This is a genomic window from Claveliimonas bilis (assembly GCF_030296775.1).
Taxonomy (GTDB): domain Bacteria; phylum Bacillota; class Clostridia; order Lachnospirales; family Lachnospiraceae; genus Claveliimonas; species Claveliimonas bilis.
Genome location: NZ_AP027742.1, coordinates 2625798 through 2652250, shown reverse-complemented (window position 1 = coordinate 2652250; position 26453 = coordinate 2625798). Strand labels below are relative to the sequence as shown.

At 44.4% G+C, this 26453-nt stretch carries 33 protein-coding genes, 2 tRNA genes and 2 riboswitches; of the genes, 28 read left to right on the top strand and 7 right to left on the bottom strand.

The features are described from left to right. Nucleotides 1–6 precede the first annotated feature (6 nt). Complete coding sequence (locus R2J37_RS12845; protein ID WP_230105315.1) at nt 7–372, top strand: winged helix-turn-helix domain-containing protein; 366 nt, start codon at nt 7–9, stop codon at nt 370–372. Nucleotides 373–571: 199 nt separating this feature from the next. Here R2J37_RS12845 and R2J37_RS12840 read toward each other — a convergent pair whose 3' ends face one another. After that, entirely contained in the window at nt 572–1381 is an 810-nt protein-coding gene (locus R2J37_RS12840; RefSeq protein WP_316265412.1) for a helix-turn-helix domain-containing protein, read from the bottom strand. A 6-nt stretch (nt 1382–1387) separates the two neighbouring features. Here R2J37_RS12840 and R2J37_RS12835 point away from each other — a divergent pair, with 6 nt between their 5' ends. The 3 genes from R2J37_RS12835 to thiC all read left to right on the top strand — a co-directional run bounded on the left by R2J37_RS12835 (nt 1388) and on the right by thiC (nt 4376). Beyond that, the gene (locus R2J37_RS12835) at nt 1388–1963 is read left to right on the top strand and encodes a class II aldolase/adducin family protein (protein ID WP_331490087.1); all 576 of its coding nucleotides are present in this window, start codon (nt 1388–1390) and stop codon (nt 1961–1963) included. 153 nt (nt 1964–2116) lie between these two features. Further along, nucleotides 2117–2222, top strand: a riboswitch (TPP riboswitch). A 252-nt stretch (nt 2223–2474) separates the two neighbouring features. Then, nucleotides 2475–2984, top strand: coding sequence for an energy coupling factor transporter S component ThiW (thiW, locus tag R2J37_RS12830; protein WP_316265410.1), 510 nt, complete (start codon nt 2475–2477; stop codon nt 2982–2984). Nucleotides 2985–3065: 81 nt separating this feature from the next. Then, nucleotides 3066–4376, top strand: a complete 1311-nt coding sequence (thiC, locus tag R2J37_RS12825; protein ID WP_230105325.1) for a phosphomethylpyrimidine synthase ThiC — start codon at nt 3066–3068, stop codon at nt 4374–4376. Nucleotides 4377–4455: 79 nt separating this feature from the next. Here thiC and R2J37_RS12820 read toward each other — a convergent pair whose 3' ends face one another. Then, the gene (locus R2J37_RS12820) at nt 4456–5286 is read right to left on the bottom strand and encodes a polysaccharide deacetylase family protein (RefSeq protein ID WP_316265408.1); all 831 of its coding nucleotides are present in this window, start codon (nt 5284–5286) and stop codon (nt 4456–4458) included. Nucleotides 5287–5459: 173 nt separating this feature from the next. On the opposite strand from R2J37_RS12820, the gene R2J37_RS12815 reads away from it, so the two are divergent. The 9 genes from R2J37_RS12815 (at nt 5460) to R2J37_RS12775 (ending at nt 12618) form a co-directional block, all read left to right on the top strand. Next, on the top strand, nt 5460–6632 hold the full coding sequence (locus tag R2J37_RS12815) for an iron-containing alcohol dehydrogenase (RefSeq protein ID WP_230105327.1): 1173 nt from the start codon (nt 5460–5462) through the stop codon (nt 6630–6632). After that, a complete protein-coding gene (locus R2J37_RS12810) occupies nt 6629–7099 on the top strand; it encodes a flavodoxin (RefSeq protein ID WP_230105328.1) in 471 nt (156 codons plus the stop codon). Before R2J37_RS12815 ends, R2J37_RS12810 begins: the two co-directional genes overlap by 4 nt. A gap of 19 nt (nt 7100–7118) precedes the next feature. Continuing rightward, nucleotides 7119–7748, top strand: coding sequence for a TetR/AcrR family transcriptional regulator (locus R2J37_RS12805; RefSeq protein WP_316265405.1), 630 nt, complete (start codon nt 7119–7121; stop codon nt 7746–7748). A 64-nt stretch (nt 7749–7812) separates the two neighbouring features. Beyond that, on the top strand, nt 7813–8346 hold the full coding sequence (locus tag R2J37_RS12800; protein ID WP_230105330.1) for a flavodoxin family protein: 534 nt from the start codon (nt 7813–7815) through the stop codon (nt 8344–8346). A 37-nt stretch (nt 8347–8383) separates the two neighbouring features. After that, entirely contained in the window at nt 8384–9388 is a 1005-nt protein-coding gene (locus tag R2J37_RS12795) for an aldo/keto reductase (protein WP_316265403.1), read from the top strand. A gap of 114 nt (nt 9389–9502) precedes the next feature. Continuing rightward, a riboswitch (FMN riboswitch) is annotated at nt 9503–9618 on the top strand. 115 nt (nt 9619–9733) lie between these two features. Continuing rightward, a complete protein-coding gene (locus R2J37_RS12790) occupies nt 9734–10378 on the top strand; it encodes an ECF transporter S component (RefSeq protein ID WP_230105332.1) in 645 nt (214 codons plus the stop codon). Between the two features lie 25 nt (nt 10379–10403). Further along, complete coding sequence (locus R2J37_RS12785; RefSeq protein WP_316265402.1) at nt 10404–11051, top strand: flavin reductase family protein; 648 nt, start codon at nt 10404–10406, stop codon at nt 11049–11051. An 18-nt stretch (nt 11052–11069) separates the two neighbouring features. Beyond that, on the top strand, nt 11070–11393 hold the full coding sequence (locus R2J37_RS12780; RefSeq protein WP_316265400.1) for a DUF3784 family protein: 324 nt from the start codon (nt 11070–11072) through the stop codon (nt 11391–11393). Nucleotides 11394–11445: 52 nt separating this feature from the next. Beyond that, complete coding sequence (locus R2J37_RS12775; protein WP_230105335.1) at nt 11446–12618, top strand: tyrosine-type recombinase/integrase; 1173 nt, start codon at nt 11446–11448, stop codon at nt 12616–12618. Nucleotides 12619–12714: 96 nt separating this feature from the next. Here R2J37_RS12775 and R2J37_RS12770 read toward each other — a convergent pair. Beyond that, a tRNA-Trp gene (locus R2J37_RS12770) sits at nt 12715–12785 on the bottom strand. 415 nt (nt 12786–13200) lie between these two features. On the opposite strand from R2J37_RS12770, the gene R2J37_RS12765 reads away from it, so the two are divergent. The 14 genes from R2J37_RS12765 (at nt 13201) to R2J37_RS12700 (ending at nt 22826) form a co-directional block, all read left to right on the top strand. Then, nucleotides 13201–13485, top strand: coding sequence for a DUF1905 domain-containing protein (locus R2J37_RS12765; protein WP_230107592.1), 285 nt, complete (start codon nt 13201–13203; stop codon nt 13483–13485). A 2-nt stretch (nt 13486–13487) separates the two neighbouring features. Next, a complete protein-coding gene (locus R2J37_RS12760; RefSeq protein ID WP_230105336.1) occupies nt 13488–13877 on the top strand; it encodes a DUF6483 family protein in 390 nt (129 codons plus the stop codon). Nucleotides 13878–13906: 29 nt separating this feature from the next. Beyond that, nucleotides 13907–14545, top strand: coding sequence for a GNAT family N-acetyltransferase (locus R2J37_RS12755; RefSeq protein WP_230105337.1), 639 nt, complete (start codon nt 13907–13909; stop codon nt 14543–14545). Nucleotides 14546–14599: 54 nt separating this feature from the next. Further along, nucleotides 14600–15121, top strand: a complete 522-nt coding sequence (locus tag R2J37_RS12750; protein ID WP_316265397.1) for a GrpB family protein — start codon at nt 14600–14602, stop codon at nt 15119–15121. Further along, entirely contained in the window at nt 15103–15921 is an 819-nt protein-coding gene (locus tag R2J37_RS12745) for a Cof-type HAD-IIB family hydrolase (protein WP_316265395.1), read from the top strand. The genes R2J37_RS12750 and R2J37_RS12745 overlap by 19 nt, the downstream gene beginning before the upstream one ends. A gap of 37 nt (nt 15922–15958) precedes the next feature. Further along, a complete protein-coding gene (locus R2J37_RS12740) occupies nt 15959–16837 on the top strand; it encodes a carbon-nitrogen hydrolase family protein (RefSeq protein WP_316265393.1) in 879 nt (292 codons plus the stop codon). Further along, complete coding sequence (locus R2J37_RS12735; RefSeq protein ID WP_316265391.1) at nt 16812–17498, top strand: response regulator transcription factor; 687 nt, start codon at nt 16812–16814, stop codon at nt 17496–17498. Before R2J37_RS12740 ends, R2J37_RS12735 begins: the two co-directional genes overlap by 26 nt. After that, nucleotides 17495–17974: a histidine kinase dimerization/phospho-acceptor domain-containing protein gene (locus tag R2J37_RS12730; protein ID WP_316265389.1), complete on the top strand. Its 480-nt coding sequence runs from the start codon at nt 17495–17497 to the stop codon at nt 17972–17974. Before R2J37_RS12735 ends, R2J37_RS12730 begins: the two co-directional genes overlap by 4 nt. A gap of 128 nt (nt 17975–18102) precedes the next feature. After that, on the top strand, nt 18103–18915 hold the full coding sequence (locus R2J37_RS12725) for an ABC transporter permease (protein ID WP_316265387.1): 813 nt from the start codon (nt 18103–18105) through the stop codon (nt 18913–18915). Between the two features lie 298 nt (nt 18916–19213). Beyond that, a complete protein-coding gene (locus tag R2J37_RS12720; protein ID WP_256193684.1) occupies nt 19214–20089 on the top strand; it encodes a transporter substrate-binding domain-containing protein in 876 nt (291 codons plus the stop codon). A 6-nt stretch (nt 20090–20095) separates the two neighbouring features. Then, on the top strand, nt 20096–20839 hold the full coding sequence (locus tag R2J37_RS12715; RefSeq protein WP_316265384.1) for an amino acid ABC transporter permease: 744 nt from the start codon (nt 20096–20098) through the stop codon (nt 20837–20839). Beyond that, entirely contained in the window at nt 20829–21572 is a 744-nt protein-coding gene (locus R2J37_RS12710; protein ID WP_316265382.1) for an amino acid ABC transporter ATP-binding protein, read from the top strand. Before R2J37_RS12715 ends, R2J37_RS12710 begins: the two co-directional genes overlap by 11 nt. Continuing rightward, nucleotides 21547–22224: a 4Fe-4S binding protein gene (locus R2J37_RS12705; protein WP_316265380.1), complete on the top strand. Its 678-nt coding sequence runs from the start codon at nt 21547–21549 to the stop codon at nt 22222–22224. The genes R2J37_RS12710 and R2J37_RS12705 overlap by 26 nt, the downstream gene beginning before the upstream one ends. A 146-nt stretch (nt 22225–22370) precedes the next feature. After that, nucleotides 22371–22826, top strand: a complete 456-nt coding sequence (locus R2J37_RS12700) for an Rrf2 family transcriptional regulator (protein WP_230105341.1) — start codon at nt 22371–22373, stop codon at nt 22824–22826. A 97-nt stretch (nt 22827–22923) separates the two neighbouring features. Here the strand turns inward: R2J37_RS12700 and R2J37_RS12695 are convergent, their stop codons facing one another. The 3 genes from R2J37_RS12695 to R2J37_RS12685 form a co-directional block, all read right to left on the bottom strand. Continuing rightward, complete coding sequence (locus R2J37_RS12695; protein ID WP_230105342.1) at nt 22924–23250, bottom strand: DUF6465 family protein; 327 nt, start codon at nt 23248–23250, stop codon at nt 22924–22926. Nucleotides 23251–23284: 34 nt separating this feature from the next. Further along, nucleotides 23285–23357 (bottom strand) — tRNA-Ala (locus R2J37_RS12690). Between the two features lie 95 nt (nt 23358–23452). Next, nucleotides 23453–24817: an MATE family efflux transporter gene (locus R2J37_RS12685; protein WP_230105343.1), complete on the bottom strand. Its 1365-nt coding sequence runs from the start codon at nt 24815–24817 to the stop codon at nt 23453–23455. Nucleotides 24818–24884: 67 nt separating this feature from the next. Between R2J37_RS12685 and R2J37_RS12680 the strand changes: the two genes are divergently transcribed. Continuing rightward, nucleotides 24885–25778 (top strand): MerR family DNA-binding transcriptional regulator, encoded by an 894-nt coding sequence (locus tag R2J37_RS12680; RefSeq protein WP_316265379.1) that lies wholly within the window; start codon nt 24885–24887, stop codon nt 25776–25778. Here the strand turns inward: R2J37_RS12680 and R2J37_RS12675 are convergent. Next, the gene (locus tag R2J37_RS12675) at nt 25732–26373 is read right to left on the bottom strand and encodes a TMEM164 family acyltransferase (RefSeq protein ID WP_230105345.1); all 642 of its coding nucleotides are present in this window, start codon (nt 26371–26373) and stop codon (nt 25732–25734) included. The genes R2J37_RS12680 and R2J37_RS12675 overlap by 47 nt on opposite strands. Nucleotides 26374–26453 lie beyond the last annotated feature (80 nt).

The following is a 26453-nucleotide window of genomic DNA, read 5'->3' as shown; positions in this document are numbered from 1 at the left end:
AAAAGAATGGATAAAAAAGAAGAAAGCCGGAAATTCAGGCCTGTGGTTAAATTGCAGGTCTGCACAGATGAACCTGTGTTTGGACCGGGACTGATAAAACTTTTAGAACACCTGGAAGAAAGCGGTTCTATGAAAGAAGCCTGTCAGAAAATGGAAATGTCTTACAGCAAAGGATGGAAAATCATAAACCGAGCAGAAAGAGAGCTTGGGACCCCGCTGCTGATCCGGCATCAGGGAGGCAGAAGCGGAGGAAAATGTGAGATAACCGCAGAAGGAAAAACGCTGATGGAGAAGTATCGTGCTATGGAAGCGGAAGTGAAAATGTGTGCCCGTGCTTCGTTTGAACGGTGGTTTGGTGAATTGGTGACGTAACACTTTTCATATAAACTACGTGTCAGCTTATGTATAACCCTGTGTAAAACTGCAAACTACGGTGTGCAAAATTGAAATCCCACATAAAACAACTGCGAGAAGCCCCGTCCTTTTTTGGTTATTTTCAAAAAAGGACGGGGCTTCTCGCAGTTTTACACACCGTTTACCGCAAGTTGGCACGTAGTAAAGTTTAAAAGTGTTACGTCTCCATTTTCAACTTCTTCCACAGTGTACTGCGGCTGATTCCCAGCCGTTTGGCGGCTTTTGTCTGATTCATGCTTTCTTCTTTCAATACGAGATCGATCACATCTTTTGTGATGTCATCCAATGTCTGGTTCAGATTCAGGCGGGTATCCCTCGAAGCATTGCTTTTTGAAGGTCCCAGATGAGAGAGGATGGTCTGTACATTTTCGGCGGTAATAAACTGGCTGTTGGACTGGATAACAAGTTGTTTCAGTACAGTTTGAAATTGTGAGATCCCGTACTGCCAGTGATGTTCTTCCAGAAGTTTCAGGGCTTCAGGCTCAAATCCGGCAATTTGGATGGGAAGTTCCTGGTTCAGGCTGTTCAAGTAAGAGCGGGCGATAGATACGATCAGTTCCGGCTTGTGATTAATAGAAGGAAGCTGGATCGTAAAGCCGGAGATCAGATAGCTTAAATTTTGTGAAAACTGGTTGGCGGCAATAAGGTCCCCCATGTCTCCTGTAAAAGTACAGATGACTTTGTGGCGTGATGTCAGTTCCAGATTTTCCAGATAGTAGGTGAAGAGGTTCTGCAGTGTGGGGGACAGCGCGTTCAGGTTTTTAAATAGTATGATATAGTTATTTTCAAAGAGAGGAGAACGCTCATCTTTGAATAATTTATCACATTGTTTGGCGTTTAAATGGTAGCAGTCCACTTCAATAAGCGGATTTGAGGTGTAGGGGCTGGCGGCGTAAAGTCCGTAGGAGAAAATAGTCCTTCCGCTGCCCGGGCTTCCGCAGACAACAACAGGAGTTTTGCCGGACATGACACTTTGGTTTTTCTCCCAGTAATCCCGATGGATCGGATTGCCCTTAATGAGCGGAAAGCAACCGGTTCCACTGCCAATATCAGCTTTCGTCATGAAGACAAAATTTACATCAGCGCCAGCGGAACCTGCTTTGGGACATTGAAGGAAGAAGAATTTGCGGTTCTTGATTTAAAAGGAGAGTATATAGCGGGGCCAAAGCCCAGCAAAGAAGCGCCCCTTCATCTGCTTATGTATCAGAAAAAAGGGAGCGGGGCTGTGATACACACACATAGTTTTTACTCTACACTGTGGTCCTGCCTTCCCCATGAATCCATGATAGATATCATGCCAGAGCACACGCCTTATCTGAAAATGAAACTGGGCAAAGTGGGGCTGATTCCCTATGCGCCTCCGGGAAGCCGGGAATTATTCGGGCTCTTTGAAGAACACATGGAAGGCAGCGACGGCTACCTGTTGCAAAATCACGGCCCGGTTGTAGGAGCTGCAAGTATGATGGATGCGTTTTATGCGATAGAAGAGCTGGAAGAGAGCGCAAGGATTGCCTGGAGTCTGCGGCAGGTTGATGCGTTAATTTGCTAATTCCACACGTAACACTTTTAAACTTTACTACGTGTCAAGTTGCAGTAAGCGGTGGGCAAAACTGCGAAACATGGTGTGTAATTTTGAAAATATTCCTTCGCAGCAGTTGCAAAATCCAGATGTCAGGGATATAATAAACCCAGTACAAAATTATAGTGATACGGGGAGCTGGCTGAAGCCGGCTGAGAGGAGACTGGTTTGTTTCGACCCATAACCTGATTTGGATAATGCCAACGTAGGGATGAATATTGAGTAATTGATAGAGTTCCGTCGGTGGAACTCTATTTTTTTTCGTGAAACATTCTGGAAAAATTCTTTTATTTTCTCGTCTTCCCGTAGCGTCGGTGTACAAGGGGCAACATGGTCGGTGAAGGGGAGATTTTAGCCCCTTGTACACCGACGCTAAAGAAGAACTATAAATACAGTACTTGACAGCGTTTTTGCGTGTAAGCGGACAAAAATGAAGCAGAAACGTAAAAAGGAGTAGCGGAACAGGAAGGAGACGTTTTTTGTGGAGCAGAAGAATGCGACGAGAAAGCTGGTGCTGGCTGGTGTGCTGACAGCATTGGCTGTAGTTGGGAGTATGATCAGTTTCCCGGTGGCGGGAAGCAAATGTGCGCCGGTACAGCACATGGTAAATATCCTGGCAGCGGTAACCCTTGGACCGGGCTGGGGAGTGGGAATTGCATTTTGTGCAAGTCTGCTCAGAAATGTGATGGGAATCGGGAGTATTCTGGCGTTCCCGGGCAGTATGGCAGGTGCCCTGTGCTGTGGAATCGTGTATATGGTGTGCCGAAGACTTGGCGTAACCTGCTTTGCCGAAGTGTTTGGGACAGGCATCCTGGGGGCTTTGGCAGCGTACCCGGCAGCAAAATTCTTGATGGGGATGGAACCGGCCGGATTGTTTGTCTATATCGTGCCGTTTTTGATTTCTACGGTAGTAGGCAGTATTCTTGCCTTTTTGCTGATTACGATTCTGGAAAAAGGCGGCGCAATGAAACTGCTGAAGGTGGCAGGATAGAACTGCTGAAATGAAAAAAGCCGGAACAATCTGGAGGACCGGCAGATCAGAGCACACAGAAAGATAAGGAGGAAACTACGGATGGAAAATTACACAACACAAATGGATGCAGCCCGGAAAGGGATTGTAACACCGCAGATGGAAATCGTGGCAAAAAAGGAAAATATGCCGGTAGAAAAATTAATGCAGCTTGTAGCAGAAGGAAAGGTGGCAATCTGTGCAAATAAAAAGCACACATGCCTTAACCCGGAAGGAATCGGAAGCATGCTGCGCACGAAGATCAATGTCAATCTGGGAGTATCCAGAGACTGCAAAGACTATGATATTGAGATGGAAAAGGTGATGAGCGCTGTAAACCTTGGCGCAGAGGCGATCATGGATCTGTCCAGCCATGGAAATACTCAGCCCTTCCGTCAGAAACTGACAAGGGAGTGTCCGGTTATGATCGGAACGGTTCCTGTTTATGACAGTGTTATTCATTATCAGAGAGATCTGGCAACTTTGTCGGCAAAAGACTTTATTGATGTGATCAGACTCCATGCAGAGGACGGCGTGGATTTTGTTACGCTGCACTGCGGAATTACACGAAAAACAATTGAGCAGATTAAGAAACATAAAAGAAAAATGAATATTGTAAGCCGGGGAGGAAGCCTGGTCTTTGCCTGGATGAGCATGACGGGAGAAGAAAATCCGTTTTATGAATACTATGATGAAATTTTAGACATCTGTGAAAAATATGATGTGACAATTTCACTTGGGGATGCATGCCGTCCCGGATGTCTGGCGGATGCAACAGATGTGTGCCAGATTGAAGAGCTGGTGCGCCTTGGCGAGCTGACAAAAAGAGCGTGGGATCACAATGTACAGGTTATGGTAGAAGGACCGGGACATGTGCCGCTTGACCAGGTGGCTGCAAATATGGAAGTGCAGAAAAGCATCTGCATGGGCGCGCCATTTTATGTACTGGGACCTTTGGTGACAGATATTGCGCCGGGATATGACCATATCACAGCGGCTATAGGAGGAGCAGTGGCAGCCATGAGCGGCGCAGCGTTTCTGTGCTATGTAACCCCGGCAGAACACCTGGCGCTTCCTAATGTAGAAGATGTAAAGCAGGGAATCATTGCTTCTAAAATTGCAGCCCATGCCGCGGATATAGCAAAAGGCGTACCGGGAGCACGGGATATCGACGACCGTATGGCGGATGCCAGGAGAAAACTGGACTGGGATGCGCAGTTTGCGTGCGCGCTGGATCCGGAAACTGCCAAAGCGATCCGTGACAGCAGAAGTCCGGAAGACGATCACAGCGACACTTGCAGTATGTGCGGAAAATTCTGTGCAGTGCGCAGTATGAATAAAGCCCTTGCCGGGGAATATATTGACATTCTTTAATATGGATTTCATTTGGGACGGGAGTATAAAAACCCCGTCCCGATTTAAATTTATGTATTCTCTTTTTGTTTATTACTTTCTATCCTTCTTCGGCGACAAGATCATTTAAATCCCCAAATTCATACCCTATTTTCTCCCAGCGTGTTAATAATTCGTCGAGAATGCCGGCGTTTGTAGAAGAAGTGCTGTGGAGAAGAACAATAGCTCCCGGATGGATGCGGGGAAGCAGTTTGTCAAAGGCTTCCTCACGGGAAGGCTGATCCTCTTCGTACCAATCTACATAAGCCAGGCTCCAGAAAAAGGTATGATAGCCGAGTTCCTGGGCCATTTTTAAATTTTCCTGGCTGTATTTGCCCTGCGGCGGCCGGTAAAACTTTGTCATTTCTTTCCCTGTTATCTCTTGATAAAGCAGCTCCACCTTGCCAAGTTCGGTTTCAAAACTTTCCTTTGTAGAAATCTGCGACATATCGGGGTGGCTGTAGGTGTGGTTGCCGACGGTATGCCCTTCTTTTACCATCCTTTTGATAAGATCAGGATTATCTTCTATGAAATTACCGACAACGAAAAATGTGGCAGGGGCGTGATGTTTTTTCAAGGCATCCAGTAAAGCGTCGGTATTTCCATTTTCATATCCTGCATCAAAAGTAAGATAGATGATCTGTTTACCTGTATCACCTGTATAGTAGGCGTTCAGTTCTTTGAGATCTTCGGCTTTGGCGTTTCCGATCGGCGCTTCGCCTTCCTCCTGAAAACTAAGTCCCCAGTTTCCTTCCGATGATGTTTCGGCGGCAGCGGGAAAAACCTGCTCCACGATAAAGCCGGTCAGATGACCGAAAAAAAATGCGCCTGCAAATAAAAGGGGAAGAAGAATAGGGCGAAATGGACGGAAAGATTTGAAACGTGTCAGCATAAATTCCTCGTAAATGGCCTGTTTTATGTATTATATGTCAGCGGCCGGTAAACTAGACTACGGCGAATAAAAAGTTAAAAAATTTGCGAACAATATTGACACTATGTCAGAATGGAGTTATAGTATATGTACTGACATGGTGTCAGAATAAAAAATCAAAGGAGGACCTGCAAATGCTGGGAAATTTTTCGTATTGTAACCCGACAAAACTTTATTTTGGAGAGGATTCGCTGGATAATCTGAACATAGAACTGCCAAAGTATGGGAAAAATGTTATACTGATCTATGGTGGCGGGTCTATTAAGAAAAACGGGATTTATGATGAAGTTGTAGAAATTTTGAAAAAGAATGGAAAAAATGTAGCGGAAATCTCAGGTGTTATGCCCAACCCGACAGTGGATAAACTCTATGAAGGCATTGAAACTGCAAGAAACCATAATGCAGATTTTCTGCTGGCAGTTGGCGGGGGATCCGTCTGCGACTATGCGAAAGCAGTTTCTGTTTCTGTTAATTGTAAAGAAGATCCCTGGGAGAAATATTATATACGTTTTGAAGAACCGGACTGCGAGACTCTTCCGGTAGGGTGTGTGCTGACTATGGTAGGAACCGGATCGGAAATGAATGCCGGGTCTGTAATCACAAATCATAAGACAAAGCAGAAGATCGGCCATGTTTTTGCGGATGAGAACATTATGCCTAAATTTGCAGTTCTGAATCCTAAATATACACTGACCCTTCCTCATTACCAGATGGTATCCGGTATTTACGATATTTTTAATCATATCTGTGAGCAGTATTTTTCCGGAGAAGACGATAACACAAGCGATTATATCAGTGAAGGTCTGATGCGTTCTGTTATTTACTCCAGTCGGATCGCCAATAAAGACCCACAGAATTATGAAGCGCGGAGCAACATTATGTGGACGGCAACATGGGCGTTGAATACGTTGGTTTCCAGGGGGAAATCTACAGACTGGATGGTCCACATGCTCGGTCAGTCTGTAGGAGCTTACACAGATGCGACTCACGGCATGACATTGGCTGCTGTTTCGCTTCCTTATTATCGTCATATTCTGCCGTATGGGCTGCAGAAGTTCAAACGGTTTGCCGTCAATGTATGGGATGTTGATCCGTCAGGCAAGACAGATGAACAGGTGGCAGAAGAAGGTCTGCAGGCAATGGAGAACTGGATGAATGAGCTGGGACTTGTAATGAACATTTCACAGCTGGGAGCGACAGAGGACATGATAGAAGGTATCGCAGACGGCACTCTTATCATGCCGGGCGGATACAAAGTTCTGGAACATGATGAAATTGTGGAAATTTTAAAGGAGAGTTTAAGATGAGTAAAACATTAATTGCATATTTTTCAGCAAGCGGCGTAACTGCCCGCGCGGCAAAACAAATGGCAGATGTTGTCCATGCGGATTTGTATGAGATTCGCCCTGAGCAGCCTTATACGTCAGCTGATCTGGACTGGATGGATAAAAACAGCCGCAGTACGATTGAAATGAATGATCCGGCCTGTCGTCCGGCCATTGCAGAACCGGTACAGAATATGGAACAGTATGATACGGTTCTGGTGGGATTTCCTATCTGGTGGTATGTCGAGCCTCGTATTGTGGATACATTTCTGGAAAGCTATGATTTTTCCGGAAAAACAGTGATTCCTTTTGCCACTTCCGGCGGAAGCGGAATAAGAAAGGCAGAAAAAAGTTTGCGGGATCATTGCCCGTCGGCTTCCTGGGAAAAAGGAGAACTTGTGAACGGTTCTAAAGCGGCAGCCTGGGCGAAACGTGTCCTGAACAGTTAGAAAGGTAGGAATAATAGTTATGCCAAAAGGGTCGGAAGAATTGACGAATGCAAGAAAAGAAGAAATCATTAATGCCTGCGCTTCGCTTTATGAAACGATGGGCTTTAAAGATATAACAATTCGGGATATTGGAGCAAAGACTTCTTTTACCCGAACGTCTATTTACAATTATTTTCAGACGAAAGAGGAAATTTTCCTGGCTCTTTTGGGGCGGGAGCATGAAGCATGGGCGGCAGATCTAAGGGGCATTCTCGACAGGTATGGCTGCCTGTCTGCCGCAGAGTTTGCAGGTGAACTTGCTCATACGCTGGAGAGGCGGGGATGTATGCTGAAACTGATGTCTATGAATCTTTATGACATGGAAGGAAACAGCCGGATTGAGAATCTTGTAGCATTCAAAAAGATATATTCCAATGCGATGCAGACCGTGATCTGTTGCCTGGAAAAGTTTTTCCCGCGTATGACTGCTGTTGACATCCAGGAATTTCTTTATGCGTTTTTTCCGTTTATGTTCGGCGTATATCCCTATACGACAGCCACAGACAAACAGAAAAAGGCTATGGAGCTTGCCCATGTAGACTATGTGCACTATTCTATCTACGAAATTACGGAATCCTTTGTCACGAAACTTTTGCAGAATTTTCAGTAGCGTCGGTGTACACCGACGCTAATCACAGACAAGTGATTTTGAAAAACAGAAGGAGGCACATTTTATGAAAATTGTTGTACTGGAAGGGAGCCCGAATAAACATGGATCATCCAATCTTCTGGCGGATCAGTTTATCAGGGGAGCGGAAGAAGCAGGCCATACTGTAGAAATTATTGATGCGGCTCATGCGGATCTTCATCCGTGTACAGGTTGTATATACTGTGGTTATGAGGGACCCTGTGTGCAGAAAGATGATATGGAACAGTTCAGAAAACAGATATTGAATGCAGATATGATGGTGTTTGTAACGCCTCTGTATTATTATGGCATGTCTGCCCAGTTGAAGATTCTGGTTGACCGGTTCTGCGCTATTAACAGCAGTATTAACCGAAAACATATGAAATCAGCGCTTCTTGCGGCAGCGTGGAATGCGGATGACTGGACATTTGAGTCTCTGGAAAGCCATTACAGAACCCTGGTCCGCTATCTGAACCTTGATGATCAGGGAGTGGTGCTGGGCTATGGGTGCGGAACAGTGTCTATGACGAAACACAGTCCATATCCGGATAAAGCCTATGAGCTTGGACGATCTGTTTAATTAACAGCAGATTTTGGAAAGAAAAGGGGAGATCAGAATGGAATATGCAAAACTTGGGAACACGGATATAGAAGTATCAAAACTCTGTGTAGGCTGTATGAGTTTCGGAAAGGCCGGAACAATGCACGCTTGGACAGTGGACGAAGCAGCGACAGAGGAAATTGTAAAACACGCACTGGATCTGGGGATTAATTTTTTTGATACTGCAAACGGATATTCGGAAGGAACCAGCGAGGAATATCTTGGCAGGGCGCTTAAGAAAAATGTTTCAAGAGATAAAGTAGTGATCGCGTCTAAAGTTTATTTTAATCCCGGAAGACTTTCTTCAGAGGCGATCCATCGTGAGATAGAAGGAAGCCTGAAACGTCTCGGTACAGATTATCTCGACCTGTACATCATTCATAGATTTGATTACGAGACGCCGATTGAGGAAACAATGGAGGCGTTGAACGATCTGGTCGTATCCGGAAAAGTCCGTGCTATTGGCGCTTCTGCTATGTACGGATACCAGTTTTATAATATGCAGCTGGCGGCCAGAGATCATGGCTGGGCACAGTTTTCAGCAATGGGAAATCATTACAATCTTCTTTACAGAGAGGATGAAAGAGAACTTATTCCTATCTGCCGGCAGATGAACGTATCTCTTATGCCGTACAGTCCGTTGGCAGCCGGACATCTGACCCGTCCGGAATGGAATACAGACACCCTTCGAAGTAAAACAGACAGGGTGGCAATGGGAAAATATGACAGAAGCCAGGAGCAGGATATGGAAATTGTCCGAAGAGTTCACACTTTGGCAGGAAAATATGGCATGAAAATGCAGCAGATCGCTCTGGCATGGGAATGGGCGAAAGGTGTGACATCGCCAATCATCGGAGCGACAAAAGTGGCTCACTTTGACGATGCAGCCGGAGCATTTTCCGTAAAACTTACGAATGAAGACATTGCTTTTCTGGAAGAACCATATGAACCTCACAGGATTGTAGGAGCAATCGATCAAAATCCGCCGGAAGGTGTCAAGCTGCTGGATGAGAAGAAATAAGTTTTAATGGTACATTTTGACGGTATGGGAATTTTTGATTTAGATGTAAAATTTATCAAAAAGCAGTATCAATTCAATGATAAAAAGAGTATAATAAAAACCAACAACCGAATAAAGTGTCTTCGGGGCAGGGTGAAATTCCCGATTGGCGGTAAAGTCCGCGAGCGTAGATCGCATGATTTGGTGTGATTCCAAAACCAACAGTATAGTCTGGATGAAAGAAGATACCATTAGATTTCTGCAAAGTACAGCAGTGTTTGTTGCTTTGTGGTCTAATTGGAGTGTAACACCTGGAAGACATTTCCGGGTGTTATTTTTATTACATAGATTACGGAGGGACAAAAAATGAACAGTAAAACGAAAAAAATCACGACAATTGCCATGCTGTGTGCGGTCACTTATGTTGTAATGGTTGTAGGCAGGATCCCGGTTGTGCTATTCTTAAAGTATGATCCATCGGATGTTATCGTTACTCTGGGCGGACTGATATGGGGGCCGATGACTTCCTGTATTGTGTCGGTTATTGTGGCGTCAATTGAAATGATAACAGTAAGTGATACGGGAATTTTGGGATGCATTATGAATATTATTCAAACGCTTTCTTTTGCCTGTACAGCAGCAGTTATTTATAAAAAAAGGCACACGCTGTCAGGGGCTGTTCTTGGACTGGGAGCCGGCTGCCTTGCGATGATTGTTGTTATGCTTATGTGGAACTATCTTGTAACGCCGCTTTATATGGGATATCCAAGAGAAGCTGTGGCAGAATTGCTGATTCCCGTCTTTCTTCCATTTAATTTGTTGAAAGGAGGGCTGAATGCATCTGTTACATTTCTGCTGTATAAGCCTGTTATTACTGCTTTAAGAAAAAGCGGATATGTTGCTGCTTCAGAAAAAGAGATAAGAAGCAGACATGCGGGCATGGTTTTGCTGGCGTCTATTATTATTGCAACCTGTATTCTTTTCATTTTATCAATGAATGGAGTGCTATAACGATCTTTTAAGGGAGGTGCTGTCAATGAAAATAGAGATTGGAAAAGATTTCCCGCAGTATTTTAAACCCTTGTATCCGGAGGAATTTGAGCTGTTTTCCCATTTTGAAGTGACGGCAGGCATACCGACCGTTTTGTTTGCCATTACGACATGGAAAGAAAACGGGCAACCCAATGTCTGTCTTCATTCGTGGAGCTGTTTCCATGGAGATAAGACTGCGTTCTTTGCTGTAATGGGAAATTTGTATCAGCATACGCATACCTATGCCAATATTCAAAGAGAGAAATGCTTTTGTATTAATTTCCTCCCCATAAGTTATTACGATAAATTGGTAGAAACCATTCACCACAATGATATGGAAGAAGACGAATTTGCGGCAGGGGATTTTACTCTTTCCAACGCAAAAACGATTCCAGCTCCGGTAATTGAGGAGGCTTTTATCAATATAGAATGTACCCTGAAAGAGATACAGGATTTAAGCGGTGCGGGAATTGCAGCTATGGTCATTGGGCAGGTGCAGCACATTTCCGTTGAAGAAAACTATGCAGAAGGATATGCACAGCGATATGGAAAAGAAGGATTTATGATGCTGGTGCCGGCACCGCAGAATCTTATCAGCGGAGAGCCGAATCAATCTGCCATTGCCAGTGTTGCCATTGAAAAGTATGATTAACGAAATGGGGTGGACTGAATGAGCGATATTATTTTTGCTGTAATTACAGCGCTTATTTCCATTGCTTTATTCATATATGTATCTTTTACCGCAAGAGGAAAGGGACCGATTTTATCAAATACCTATTTATTTGCAGTTCAAAAAGAAAGAGAAAAAATGGATAAAAAGGCAGAATATCATATGGTTTCGGTTGTCTTTGGCATTTTGGCGGTAATCTTTGCATTTGTGACAGTATATATTATTACAGACTGGAAAATGTGCCTCTATATAGTGTTCATTTTGTTCGCCTGTGTTATAGCATATGCTATCAAAGAAGCTGTAAAATCTGAAAAAAGCAGATAATTGCACTGTGAACAGCAATATTTATCAGTGAAGCATGGGGCTTAAAATAGTAATGAAGAAAGAAAATGAAAAATATCTTGAAAAGCATAACCACAAAATCTGGTTTGATGAAAAAGCGAATCAGTGGATGACCTATATAGACGAACCCTCTGTAAAAAGGGGGTTCGTTTTGAAAAGACGAAAGGAAAAGGCGTCCCTTGAAAAATTAATCATTGAGCATTATCGTGCGATTGAAGAGCAACCTTGGATTTCTGATATTTTCCATGACTGGTTGACGTTAAAATTTAAGTATGGAGAAATCAGTGAGCAGACAAGAACCAGATATGAAAATGATTTTAGAAGATTTTTCCCGGATGATAATGAAATCTGTATGAAATATATAGCTGATATTACAGAGATAGACCTGGAAATGTTTATCAAGGGAAATATCAAAAAGCATAAGCTGACAAAAAAGACTTATAACGGTTTGAAAATTCTTATAAAGGGAATTTTCCGGCATGCTCGAAAGAAAAAATTGACAGATGTGATTATCTCTGTGTTTTTCGATGAATTAGACCTTTCTAAGAATATTTTTACCATACGGGAAAAGAAAACGGATGCTGAAGAAGTTTACAGTGAAGAAGAAATCCCTATTATTAAGGAGTACCTTCTCAAAAAGGACTCTTTGAGGTATCTGGGAATACTTCTGGTGTTTGTGACCGGGCTTAGAGTCGGAGAGCTTGCGGCTTTAAAGCCGGAGGATATACGTCTGAAAGAAAACAGCGGTACAATTCATGTGTGTCGGACGGAAGTGCATTATAACGAGGAAAAAGAACCGGGAAAGAGAAAAAACGTTGTGCGGGTTCAAGAGTTCGCAAAATCTGAAGCAGGAAATAGAAAGATTATTGTTAACAGCTTTGCGGTACAGATTTTACGGCGTATTCAAGAATTGAATGCTGATCCAAAAGAGTTTCTTTTTGAGGAAAATGGGAAAAGGATTAAAATTCAAGGATTTAGCAGAGCATTGAGACGGACTTGTGAAAACCTGGAAATTCCTTTTAGACCAATGCACAAAATCCGAAAGACATACGGAACGACTCTTCTTGACAATCAGGTTTCGGAGACGCTTGTTGCTCATCAGATGGGGCATGCGGATATATCGACAACCAGGAAGTATTATTTTCGCAATAATCAAAGTGAAAAACATAAGATTGAGGAAATAGAAAGAGCCCTTTCAGCTATCTGATACAGCATGAAAAAGGCTCTTTTCTAATTGTGTTCTACCTTGTGTTCCAGTTCATTCCGGACATGAAAAAAACCGCTGAATTTCAGCGGTTTCTAGCAGGGGATGAGAGAATCGAACTCCCGCTAAGAGTTTTGGAGACTCCTGTCATACCATTTGACCAATCCCCTGTACCTGTTCCCGACCTAAATCGGTCACTAGATATTTATATCACAGCCGGGAGTATTTTGTCAATTGTTATTTTGAAAAAATTGCTATTTTACAGGTTTGCCAAGACAGAAAAAATATCTCAAAAGAAAAAGCCAGGAGTTTACTAGAGATAAGAGTATGGTATAATATGGCGTAGGCAATGAGCCGTGCAGAAATACAAAAGACCAAAATGCCGCTTGCAGGCAATTTGGGCATTTTGTATTTCTATAGGGCGAAAGCCCGACAGCGAGAACCCGGAGGGTTGGAGCTGGGACGGCGAAAAGGGCAGGACGGCGAAGAAGAGGCGCCAGCCCGACAGCGAGAACCCGGAGGGTTGGAGCTGGGACGGCGAAAAGGGCAGGACGGCGAAAAGAGAAGGAAAGCGGAGAAGAGTATATGGAAAAAGTATTTGAATATGATGAGATCATCCATGAAATTCCGGAAAAAGGAGGAGCCTACGTGATCTTCCCCTGGAACATTAAGGAAGTCTTCGGCAGGGGCAGAGTCAAAGTCCATGCAGAGTTTGACGGGATTCCCTACAACGGAAGCATTTTCAATATGGGAGTGAAGGATGCTGATGGAAATGTGTGTTATATCATCGGAGTTCTGAAAGCGATCCGGACAAAGCTTGGGAAAAAGGACGGAGATTCCATTCATGTTGTGGTAAAAGAGAGGGAGTAAAGATGAATTTTGAGGACGAAAAAGACTATATTATGCGGCTGATCAAGGAAATGGTGAGAGTGCTGTTTTCTTTGATGCTGGGAAAGTCATACATTTCTGTGGAAGAGGAAAAGCAGAACAAGACGGAAGTATCCGGAATGAAGCTGCCGGATTATATGGAAATGGTGGATGAAGGAAACGTAAACGAAGCGGAAAATATCCTGCTGGATGGAATAGACTATTCGGATAGAAACAGCGTGAGAGTAGCAGCGGTTTTTTATCAGTATGTAAGTGAAAAAGAAGAGGAATTTTTACAGCTTCACAATTATTCCAGGGAAGAGGCGCTGGATGGTATGAAGCAGTTGATGGAAAATGCCGGATACGGACAGTTCTATCAGGATATCAATATATAAATATATGCAGAACAGGAGAACGGTAAAAAATGATAGTGATTCGTAATGAAACAGAAAAGGATTACAAGACAGTAGAGGAGATTACAAGAAAAGCTTTCTACAATATTTATGTCCCGGGATGTATGGAACATTATCTGGTCCATATTATGAGGGACCACGAAGATTTTATAAAGGAGCTGGACTTTGTTATTGAGCTGGATGGCAAGGTGATCGGAAATATCATGTATACAAAGGCGAAACTGGTGGATGAAGCCGGGGAAGAAAAAGCAATCCTGACATTCGGTCCCGTCAGCATTCTGCCTGAATATCAGAGGATGGGATATGGAAAACAACTCATGGAACATTCCTTTCAGAAAGCAAGGCAGATGGGCTATGATGTAGTAGTGATATTTGGCGATCCCGGAAATTACGTGAGCCGGGGATTTAAAAGCAGCAGCAGATATCACATCTGCCTGCCAGATGGTTCTTATCCGACTGCTATGCTGGCAAAGGAGCTGAGGGAAAATACTTTAGATGGAAGGAAATGGATGTATTACGACAGCCCGGTAATGCAGGTTGATGAAAAGGAAGCAAAAGACTATGATGACAGTCTGGAGAAAATGGAAAAGAAAGTGCTTCCATGCCAGGAAGAATTTTACATCCTAAGTCACTCCTGCCTGTCAGTATAAAAGGATTTATACTTTGAAAAATAGATTCTAAAAGTTTCCGGAAGGAGAGAGGGCATGGCACAGCATATTATTGTCACAGACTACGATCCCAGGTGGCCGGCAGAATATGAAAAAGAGTCAGAGAAGATCAAAGCTATTTTAGGAGAGAACTGCGTTGCGATTTACCATATCGGAAGTACGGCAGTGCCGGGATTGGCTGCAAAGCCGATTATTGATATTATGCCTGTAGTAAGAAGCCTTGAAAAGACAGACCAAAAGTCCTCTGAATTTGAAAAGGAAGGGTATGAATATCTGGGAGAGTTTGGCATCAGGGGAAGGAGGTATCTGCGCAAAGGCCAAGATGAGAGGACGCATCAGGTACACATTTTTGAAGAAAAAAACAAAGCAGATATCACCCGTCATCTTGCAGTGAGAGATTATCTTAGGACCCACCGGGAGGCAGCGGAACAATATGGCTGTCTCAAAACAGAGCTGGCGAAAGTTTACCCTTATGATATAGAAGGGTATTGCGATGGAAAGGAAGAGTTTGTAAAGAAGCTGGAACAGGAAGCGCTTCTGTGGAAAGGAGAACAATGAGTCAGGACATTAAAATGGTGGCAGTGGACATAGACGGAACCTTTGTCCACGCTGATTATACATATGATAAACCTCGGTTCCGCAGGATCTTGTCCCGCATGAATGAGGCGGGCTGCCGTTTTGTAGTGGCAAGCGGAAATCAATATTATCAGCTTCGGGATCTTTTTCCGGGCTATTATGATGAGCTGTCTTTTGTGGCGGAAAACGGCGCTTTTGTCAAAGACCGGACAGAACTGGTTTTTGCGGCGGAAATGCCGGATGAGACAGTGAATGAGATTATTGACCTTTGCAGGGAATATCCGGAGATACAGAATGTAATGTGCGGGCTGGAGAGCGCATATTGCCAGAAAGGGGAAGTAGACGGGGAGTTTTTTGAGAAAACGAAAATCTATTATCACAGATTAAAATGGACGGATGATTTTAAAAAGGTGAAAGATCAGATCCTGAAATTTGCCCCTACTGTCCCGGATGAGAAAACATATTATTATTATGATATTTTTAGGGAAAGGCTTGCGGGAAAGGCGGAGCCCACAACAAGCGGACATGGCTCCATTGATGTGATCCTCCCGGGCTGTCACAAGGCGTCGGGACTGAAAAGGCTTGTAAAGAGGTGGGGAATTTCACCGGAACAGTGTGCGGCATTCGGAGATGGAGGCAACGATATTGAAATGCTCCAATACTGCGGTTACAGCTATGCAATGGAAAATGCGGCGCCGGACGTAAAACGTGCGGCAAAGCATATCTGTCCCTCCAATGAGGAGGACGGTGTGCTTGTCACATTGGAAAAGCTGTTTTTCTGAATATTAGCAGAAGAATGATCGGAAGAAGGAGGAAAGGATGAGCCTTATGAAAATTGCACTGCTGCAGATTGCGCCCGCAGGGACTTTGGAAGCAAATCTGGAAAAGGGCATAAGGTGCTGCAGGAAGGCAAAAGAAATGGGGGCGGACATTGCGCTGTTTCCGGAGATGTGGAGCAACGGATATGATCTTCACAGCCGGCCGGCCAAAGAATGGAAGCAGGATGCACTGCCCTGTGACGGAGATTTTGTCCGGACTTTTGGAAAACTGGCAGAAGAGCTTGAGATGGCGATTGCCGTTACTTTTCTGGAGAAAACAGAGGGAGATCCGCGCAATACGCTTGTCCTTTTTGACCGGTTCGGCAGAAAACAATTTGTGTATGCCAAGGTACATACATGCGCTTTTGATGTGGAGGGGAATCTGTCCCGAGGAGAAGAATTTTATACGGCTGTACTTGATACAGCTGCCGGAAATGTGACAGTGGGAGCTATGATCTGCTTTGACAGAGAATTTCCGGAAAGCGCCAGAATCCTTATGCTTAAAGGTGCAGAACTGATCCTGGTTCCAAATGCCTGTCCGATGGAGATCAACCGTCTGTCCCAGCTTCGGGCAAGAGCCTTTGAAAATATGCTGGCAATTGCTACCTGCAATTATCCGGAGGGAGTGCCTGACTGCAACGGACACTCTACGGTGTTTGACGGAGTTGCTTATCTGCCGGATCAGCCTGGTTCCAGAGATACCTGCATTCTGGAGGCGGACGAAAAAGAAGGGATTTTTCTTGCTTCGCTGGATTTGGACAGACTGCGGAGGTATCGGGCGGAAGAGGTGCACGGAGATGCGTACCGCCGTCCGGAGAAATATGGGATGCTGACGAGGAGGAGAGGGGAAGAGGATGAAAATATTAGTGGTAGAAGATGACCTTGCACTAAGTGCAGGGTTATGTTTTGAACTGGATATGAACGGTTATATCACAGTTGCGGCATATAACTGTCTGAAAGTGCGGCAGCTGGTGCAAAACGAAACATTTGATCTGGCTATACTGGATGTAAATCTTCCGGATGGAAACGGATTTGAACTTTGCCGGAAAATAAGAGACATGTGTCCGGATACTCCGGTTATTTTTTTGACTGCAAATGATCTGGAAGAGAACATCCTGAAAGGATATGATCTGGGCGCTGAGGATTACATTACGAAGCCTTTTAATATAAAGATCCTTTTGAAAAAAGTGGATGTGGCGCTTCGGCATTTGGAAAAGGCGGAAAAGAAAAATCCGGATCAGTGGAGCGATGGTTTTCTTCATTTGGATTTCTCTACGCTTACGGCTCAAAAAGGCGGGGAGAAAATCGCGATCACCCCCAATGAATATAAGCTGCTTCGGGTTCTGACAGAAAACGGAGGCAATGTGATCATGCGCCAGACATTGCTGGAACGGCTCTGGGACAGCGGAGGAAATTATATAGACGACCATACCCTGACGGTGACAATGAACCGATTGAGAAGCAAGATTGAAGATGGAACACACTCCTATATCAAGACGGTCAGAGGAATGGGATATATCTGGAACGGAGGAAGGGTATGAACCAAAAGAGAGCAGGAAAAATGGGCTGGCTGCTTTGGACGTTCATGGCTGCCCTTGGGGCCGCGTTTCTGTGGATCGTATGGCATGAGATTCCCTGGGCAAATGTAAGATACAGTCTGACGGCTGTTATCGCAGGAATGTTTCTTCTCTTTTTACTTTTGTCCTTCCGGCAGCGAAGGCAGATTGCCTTCTTTGCCGATACTTTGTGCGAAACCATGGACAGGCTGATGGCAGACCGTAAGATGGAACAGTACCAGCCTTATGACGACAGCCTTACATCAAAAGTGCAGGAGAAAATGATACAGTTTTACGACAGAGCAAATGAGACAAAGCGGCAGAGTCAGAGGGAGAGAGAGACGCTGCAGGCTATTGTCAGCGATATTTCCCATCAGGTAAAAACGCCGGTGGCCAATATACGAATGTTTGCAGGAATTTTACAGAGGCATGAACTGTCTGAAGAACGGAAGACCGGCTGAAAGAGTGGGAATCCTATGATGCAGGCGGAGCCGAAGCGGCCCGGAATGCCATTCAGACAGGAAAGGTAAATGCCGTCCTTTATGGAGTGGACGGGATTCCGCTGGATGCGCTTACCCAGGACTACAACATGATGGCAGGAAGCTTTGATCGGCAGGCGTTTGCTGCGGGAGATTATATACTGGCAATAGGACCGGCGGCAGAAAGCACGGAAGTCATGCCGGTGCCGGATGTGGGAAGCTCTGTCATAATTGAAGGAAAGAGTTATCAGGTGATGGCGGTAGTAGAACCGGTAACTTCTGTGGAGGAAGGCGCACCGGAAATGGGATTCCAGGACGGTATGGAAATGGAGTTTGTCATTCCCTCCGATACCTTTCAGGAGCAGTGGCCGGACAACACGCTGCGCAAGTTCTTTCTTAATGTAAAGGACAGCCAGGTCGATCAGGTGCAGGAAATGCTGGATGCATATACAGAGTCTGTGGACACCTCTCTTCCGGTGACATCCAGAAAGTCTATGGCAGAACAGTACGAGGCGGAGACAAGATCGGCAGCAGTGATGGGGAACGCCATCAGCGTAGTCATTGCACTTGTGGGCGTGCTGAATTTTATCAATTCTATGGTGACAGCGATCGTGTCAAGAAAACGGGAGTTTGCCATGATCCAGAGCATTGGAATGACGAAAAAGCAGCTTTGCCGGATGCTTGTGTATGAAGGGCTTTTCTATGCGGCGCTTACATTGGCTGTATCTTATATTGTCAGCGCTCTTGCGGTGGGAGTGGTAGTGCGTGCCATGACGGCCAGCGAATTTTCTACCTTCCATTTTACACTGCTTCCGCTTGGAATCTGTACGCCGATCCTTTTGGTGACAGCAGTTCTGATTCCGTATCTTTGCTTCCGAAATCTGGAAAAACAAAGTGTTGTGGAACGTTTGAGAATAGAATAAAGAATAAGCGCTTTAGAGGGCTTACGTATCTGTGATCTGCCGGTCATGGATGCGTAAGCTTTTTTATTTAATAGGAACCCCTGTTCCTTATTGAATAAAACGTTCCGCGGGATGCGCACTTGCGCGAAGTGGAAAAACCAACCATTTCCAAAAGAAAATTTTATAAAAAGTAGATGTAACTATTGACATTACATCAAAATGGTGCTAATGTACTAGATGTAATAAATAATGTTACAACAAGCGCTTGAAACAAAGAACCAATGTGGAAGAGTTTTTGGAAAAGGAGGAACAATTGGAAATGAGAAAAAGGATCGCAATGATTTTAGCGGCAGTTTTATTAATTGGAAGCTTGGGAGGATGCGCTTCATCAAAAAGCAGCAGTGAAAATGAGGAGGGTTCCTCATCAAAGGATACTTTGAAAGTTGCCATGGATTTGAAATTTCCGCCTTTTTCCGGAACGGATGAGAATGGAGAGCCGGAAGGCCTAGAAGTAGATATTGCTTATGCATTGGGAGAATATCTGGACCGGGATATTGAAATTATCAATACGGATTTTTCCATGCTCATCACCGCTCTTGAGACAGGAGAGGCTGACGTTGTCATCTCCGATATGGCTGTCAAGGAAGAGCGGAAAGAGAAGGTGGATTTCTCTGATCCTTACCGATATGGAAGAACTCTTGCCCTTGTAAATAAAGATTTTGCTCAGGAGAACAATATTACGAATGACATGTCTCCGGAAGAATTTTTCTCGATCGAAGGAGAGAGGATTGTGGGACTTTCAGGAACCATATCGGTATCTGTGCCGCAGTCCTATGGCGCACAGGTGGAAGAGGTGACGGAGATTGCCAGCGCTTTGATGGAGATTAATCAGAATACAGCGGATGTTCTTGTAGGCGCCAATACGATTCTTGGAGATCACGCTGCCAATCCGGATACGACAATCGTCTACGAAGGGATCAAAGAGTACAGCCAGTCAGCAATGGCTGTGAAGAAAGGAAATACAGAACTTTTGGAACAGTTGAATGCGTTCATTCAAACAATGTATGAGGACGGCGGTTTTTATATGGAGGCAGGAGATAAATATGATGACGCGATCGGAGAGTATCTTCAGGATGACAGCAAAGGTCTGGAATATCTGATCTATCCGCCAAAAGGCGGCACACCGGAGGTGTAAAAGAACATGTCTGCAAAAATGAAATGGATCCAAAATATAGCTGCCTTTGGTATTTTCGCGGCGCTGATCCTGTATATTTTGTTTCATACAACGGATAATCCCAGATATCATCTGATTCTTGATGAGCGGGGAATGCTTTTGGAAGCGCTGTGGAATACGCTTTATATCAGCCTCATTTCACTTGTACTTTGCATGGCGGCAGGATTTCTATTCTATCTGCTCCTTAACAGCCGTATTCAGCTGATAAAGGCTATTGCGGTCATTTTTCGGGAGATTATCATGGGGACTCCGATGCTGGTCATGGTGTTTCTGATGGTATATGTATTTGGAAATCTGATAGGAGTGTCCGACAAGGTGGTTCTGGGGATTACGGCCCTGACCGTCTACACCATGCCTTATGTGGCAAATTCTTATGAAAGCGCTGCATCTGTGATCGACAAAGACCAGTATGTTGTGATGGAGCTTTATCATTTCAGCGGCGTGCAGAAATATCTCTATGTCATTTTTCCGCAGATAGCAAAGCCCATGCTTCCGGCTCTCATTAACCATCTGTCAGGGATCATTAAAGGGTCGGCACTTTTGAAAATTGTTTCCGTGCCGGAAATATCCTATGTCCTTACAGCCATATCTTCTAAGAACTGGGCTTCCATTGAAGGATATCTGGTGATGTGGCTTATGTATCTTATCATAACGATTCCGCTGTCCGTGCTGGCACAGTATGCAGGAAGGAGATTAAGCTATGAAAATTAAGCTGGATCATGTTTCCAAATATTATGACAGAAAGATCCTGGACGACCTTTCGCTGGAGCTTGAGGATGTTCACGCTCTGGGGATCATCGGCGCATCCGGATGCGGAAAATCCACCCTTCTCCGTCTGCTTGCGGGAATGGAACGGCCCCAGGAAGGGAGTATTGAAGTAAATGGCAGACGGCTCCAGGAAGGAACGGTCAGAGAATATCAAAATGAGATCGGATATGTTTTTCAGAAGCACAATCTTTTTCCTCATCTGACTATTCTGGAAAATCTTGTACTGATCTTAAATAAGATCAAAAAGGTGCCAGGGAAAGAAGCGGAAGCCAGGGCAAAACAAATGCTGGAACAGCTTCATTTAAAAGAAGAGATGAATAAGAGACCTGACAGCATATCAGGCGGGCAGGCCCAAAGGGCATCCATTGCAAGGGCGCTGTGCACCGATCCGAAACTGATTTTCCTGGATGAGCCGACAGCGGCTCTTGACCCGGTGCTGACAGGAGAAGTGCTGAAAGCCATCCGGGAATTGAAAGGAAGCGGGAAGGATTTCATTTTTGTGACACACGAACTGAAGTTTTTGAGAAATTTTGCGGATCATATTATCTTTTTGGATAAAGGAAAAATTGTAGAAGAGGGTCCCATTTCCTGTCTTTGGCACCCTCAGACAGAACTTTTAAGAAATTTTGTAAAAGAGGAGGATTTTTACGATGATGACAATTCAGGAAATCTATGAAAAATTTGACCAGATCGGATGCGTGACATTTTCTACAGTCAGTGACGGACGGGTAGAGTCCAGGATCGCCCACTTTTTTGCTTATGATGAGGACGGTCTTTATTTTCGGACCATGACGGTAAAGCCTTTTTACAAACAGTTGAAAGAGAGCGGGAATGTGACGGTGTGCGGAATGTATCCCAATACGGAGGTGATGCACAATGAGCAGAACCTGCCTTCCTTCCATCCGGGATATACCATCAGGATAGGAGGGGACATCCGGGAGCTTTCCATGGAAGAGATGGAGAAGAAGGCGGAACATAACAGAGACTTTAATGTGGCTGTCTATGATGTGAAAAAATATCCCGCAACCAGGATTTTTGTTCTTTACCGTGCAAAGGGAGAGTACTATGATTTTGATTATGCAAAAGAACACCGGGATCATAAGCTGGAAAGAGAGAGATTTTCCTATGGCGGTATGGAAATCGTGCCTCCCGGACTTAAGATCACAGATCAATGTATCGGATGTGGAAAATGTAAAACAGTCTGTACCTTTGATGCCATTGTTCCCGGTTCGCCGTATCGGATCATGGGAAACCGCTGCGATGAATGCGGCAACTGCTATGTGAACTGTCCGGCGAAGGCAATTGTGAGTAAGGGGCTTTCAGATTAAGAAAAGGAAACGGAAGGAATGCCGAAAGGCAGTTGACACTGTGCAGAATGGAGCATATACTAAATGGCAACTGATACCGGACAAAAAGAACAACAAAACAGGCAGTGTTTTCAGCCTGCCGGTGTCAGGGAAGGGAGCGGAAAAAGATGCAGATATCCAGCAGATTTACAATTGCTGTACATATGCTCGCCTGCATAGATACCTTTCAGGGGCAATTCAAGATCACCAGCGAGTTTCTGGCGGGGAGTATACAGGTCAATCCGGTTATTATCCGTAAGCTGCTGTCACAGCTGAAAACAGCGGGACTGATCGAAGTAAAAAGAGGACCGGGAGGGACAAGTATCGCAAAACCCCTGGAGGACATTACCTTCCTTGATATATACCGGGCAGTAGACTGCGTGGAGGAGAACTCGCTGTTTCACTTTCATGAAAATCCGAATCCAAAGTGCCCGGTGGGCCGGAATATCCATTTTCTTCTGGATGATCGTCTGAAAAAGGTGCAGGATGTCATGGAACAGGAACTGAAGTCCATGACTCTGGCGGATGTGAAAGAAGCGCTGGATGCACGGCTTTTGGAGGAGGCATCCGGGGATACCGAATAAATTGGAAAAGAAAAGCCTCTGCATCTGTCTTTTTCTGACAGAGCAGAGGCGTGTTTTGTTTTTGGAAAATAAGAAAAATTTTGCTGTAGAAATATATTTACAGGTCAATTTTTCCGGTTGCGTCATCATTAATGACATAATATGCTGCAAATTCTTCCGGCTTTACATAGATATTGATACTCTTTATATCTTCCGGACCTTTTCCGGATTCTTTCATCCAGGTGTTTTTTGCTTTTACCAGGATTTCTTTTGTACTGAACTCTTTTCCCAGATATTGAAGATATACATTGGCTTTAAACTTTGGTATTTCCGACTCTGCATCTTTCAATACACCGGCTCTTGTTTCAATAGCCATTGTAGTATCTTTTGTTGTTGCAAGTGATTTGGGTGCCTGGGATGCGCCCGGCATATTCTTTTTTTCCATCGCCGATACCTCCTTAACTGATGAAAAATGGAAATGGAGTATACGGGATTCGAACCCGTGGCCTCAACAATGCGAATGTTGCGCGCTCCCAACTGCGCTAATACCCCATACAGAAAGTATAACACTCCGGGAGGGAAAATCAAGACTTTGGCAGATAAAAATGCCGGACGCAGTCAATGCTTGTTATGATATGCCGGGGATGTCAGGATGATCTGACATTCAGCCGGTCATAAGTATTTTTAAGGAAGATCAGTGCAAGAAGAAAAGCTGTGGCAGAAGCGGCAGGTGAAGAGAGCCATATGCCGTCCAGTTCCAGCAATCCGGATAAAAGCAGCAGGAATACAACCGGGAAGATAAAAGTATTGCAGGAAGCGGTGATAAGGGAAAATACCGGACGGTTCAGAGCAGTAAAAAAGGAGCCGGACAGGATGGAACACCAGCTGAATAAATAGGAAAAAGCAAAAATCCGCATTCCGTGGATGCTCATAGCCATCAGGTCTGCATTTTCACTGCTGAACAGAGAAATAAGCGTTTCGCCTAAAGTCTGCATCAGAAGAAATACAGCTAAGGATAAAAGGAAAGCGGCAGCTTGCCCAATTCTCTCGATCGCTCGTACGCGGGAAGGATTTCCGGCGCCGAAATTGTAGCTGATAGCCGGCTGCAGGGAATCAGCCATGCCAAACATCAGGGCTTTCACCACACTGTCTACATACATGATAATACTGAAAGCGGCAACAGCCAGATAGCCTCCAAAAGATAAAAGCGCTGCATTGAAGATCATCATACAGACTGAGCCGGAAATGTTGTTGAAAAATTCGGAACTTCCATTCGCAATGATATTGCCGGTCATTTTCAGGGGAATCAACTTTTTAGTAAAACGTAAAAGCAATTTTCCCCGGAAGAACGGATAAAAACAGATCAGATTTCCAGCCATCAGGCTCAGGCAGGAAGCCAGGGCAGCAGCTTCAATCCCCCATCCCATAATGCCGATAAAAATCCAGTCCAAAAAGATATTAGCCAAGGACATACCAACGTTCATTGCCATACTGTAGTGGACTTTGCCGCATATGCGAAGATAGTTATCTACAGCAAAAAAGTGCATGATGAATATGGAAAATGCTGCATAGACCCGCATATACCGGACAGCCAGGACAGCTACCTCGCCGGATGCCCCCAGAAAGCGGACAAGAGGCCAGGCGAAGGCGTATGCAGCAGCGCCCATTACAACAGCAGAAAGCAAAATTAAAAGACAGGAAGAAGAGAAGATGCTTCCTGCCATTTTTTCATCTCCTTTTCCAAGCCATATGGCGATTTGAACGGAAGAGCCGACAGCAACCATATCTGACAGAGCAAAGCTCATCATGATCAAAGGCATGACAAGATTGATAGCAGCCAGGGCTTCGGCTCCGATATAATGCCCGACAAAGACACCGTCAGCGATGGTATAAAGTGAAACAACTGCCATGCTGATCATATTAGGAAGGGCACAGCGCAGAAAAAGTTTTAAGGGAGCCATTTCCTGAAAGATCCGGTTTTGTTCTTTATATAAAGTTGTTGTATTGCTCATATGGATATTGTCCTCCTTCGCAGGACATAGTAAACTATAGGGTAAGACTATAGTCAAGGAGAAGAGTATGAAAAAAGAGTATTTTCTCACAAGCGGAGAGTTTGCGGAATTGTGCGGAACGACGAAAGAGACACTATTCCACTATGATGAGATAGGAATTTTAAAACCGGCATGGCTCGGAGAAAATCGATACAGATATTATACACCGGCACAGTTTTTTGATTATGATCTGATCCGAATGATGAAATATACCGGCAGCAGTTTAAATGATATCAAATGGTATTTCAGCCACTATGATACGGCGCATTTTCTGGAGATCTTCCGGAAAAAGCAGGAGGAGATAGAAAGAAAAAAAGAGGAATTGGAAGAGATCAGCCGCTTTCTTTCTGATACAATAAAAATGACGGAAAATGCGCTGGATGATGTCTATGATCAGCCGGAACTGAAATATGAGGAAGAGGAATTGCTTTTGGTTACTTCGATCATCCCGCCGGAAGGGGAATATATACACAGTGTAGCCAGGAGAATGGGAGAGCACATGAAAAAATGCGAGCGGTATGGTCTGAAAAACAGGGCGGTTTTTGGATCGATTATCTCAAGATCCAATCTTCTGGCCGGCTGTGAGGAGGAAAACGGATATTTCAGTAAAATCTCAGAAGGTACGAAATGGAGAGGAACAGATGAGAGAAGAAAAGAAAGTAATCCGGGCTCATGCGAAGAAGATATTCGAATGAAACCGGCAGGCTATTATGCCCAGGTCAATCATAAAGGAGATTACTCCACTTTTGGGAAGGGGCTGAAATGCCTGATAGATTTTATCAAAAAAGAAAATCTGGAAATCTGCGGAGATGGGTATGTCTATGATATGATCAGTTATCTTGCAGGAGGCGAGGGTGACACCTACGTTGTCAAAATTATGATTCCGGTCCGATCAGACGGGATGCAGCCTGCCGCCATATGATATGAAAGAGGGCAGCGCCAGAGATAATACTTCCAATATAGACTAAAATACCCGGGGTATTTCCAATTGCGAGGGCAATGGAAGAAAATACTTTCTGTGCCATAGGATAGTCCGGATTGATATAAAACATATTGATGGTGCCGTAGGAATCCAGGGTAAGATCCAGTATAAGCGCAATAAGGCAGCAGACGAGAAACAAAGCGGTGCTTCCCAGAAAACAGGACCATTTGGATGAAGAAGGAAAAATGCAGGCGGCAGTCAGGCCGATAAAAATCAGGACAATATGCCACAGATAGGAATGCACAGTCAAAGGAGCGTATCCGTAGTGCATTCCACTTGTGTCAAAGAAGGCAAAAATACCTCCCAGAAGGCCATAGTCTGTCAGGAAAGCTGCCAGGATCCCCAAAAGGCGGGGATTTTTTACCCATGGTATAAGGAGACAGACATACATCGGAATACTGCATAGCTGGAAGGGAAGATACCAGAGATTATAGTGTCCCTGTCCAAGCACAAAAGTAAGTGTATATTGCTTCCAGATTTCCGATACCAGCATAATTATGCCCCATAGAAAGAAAAAAGAGTGATATTTTTTCATGATTGCCTCCGGCCATGTTTTATGAAGAGTGTAAAGCTTTTCCATTATTATACACCATTTGAAAAATTTCATGAATATGA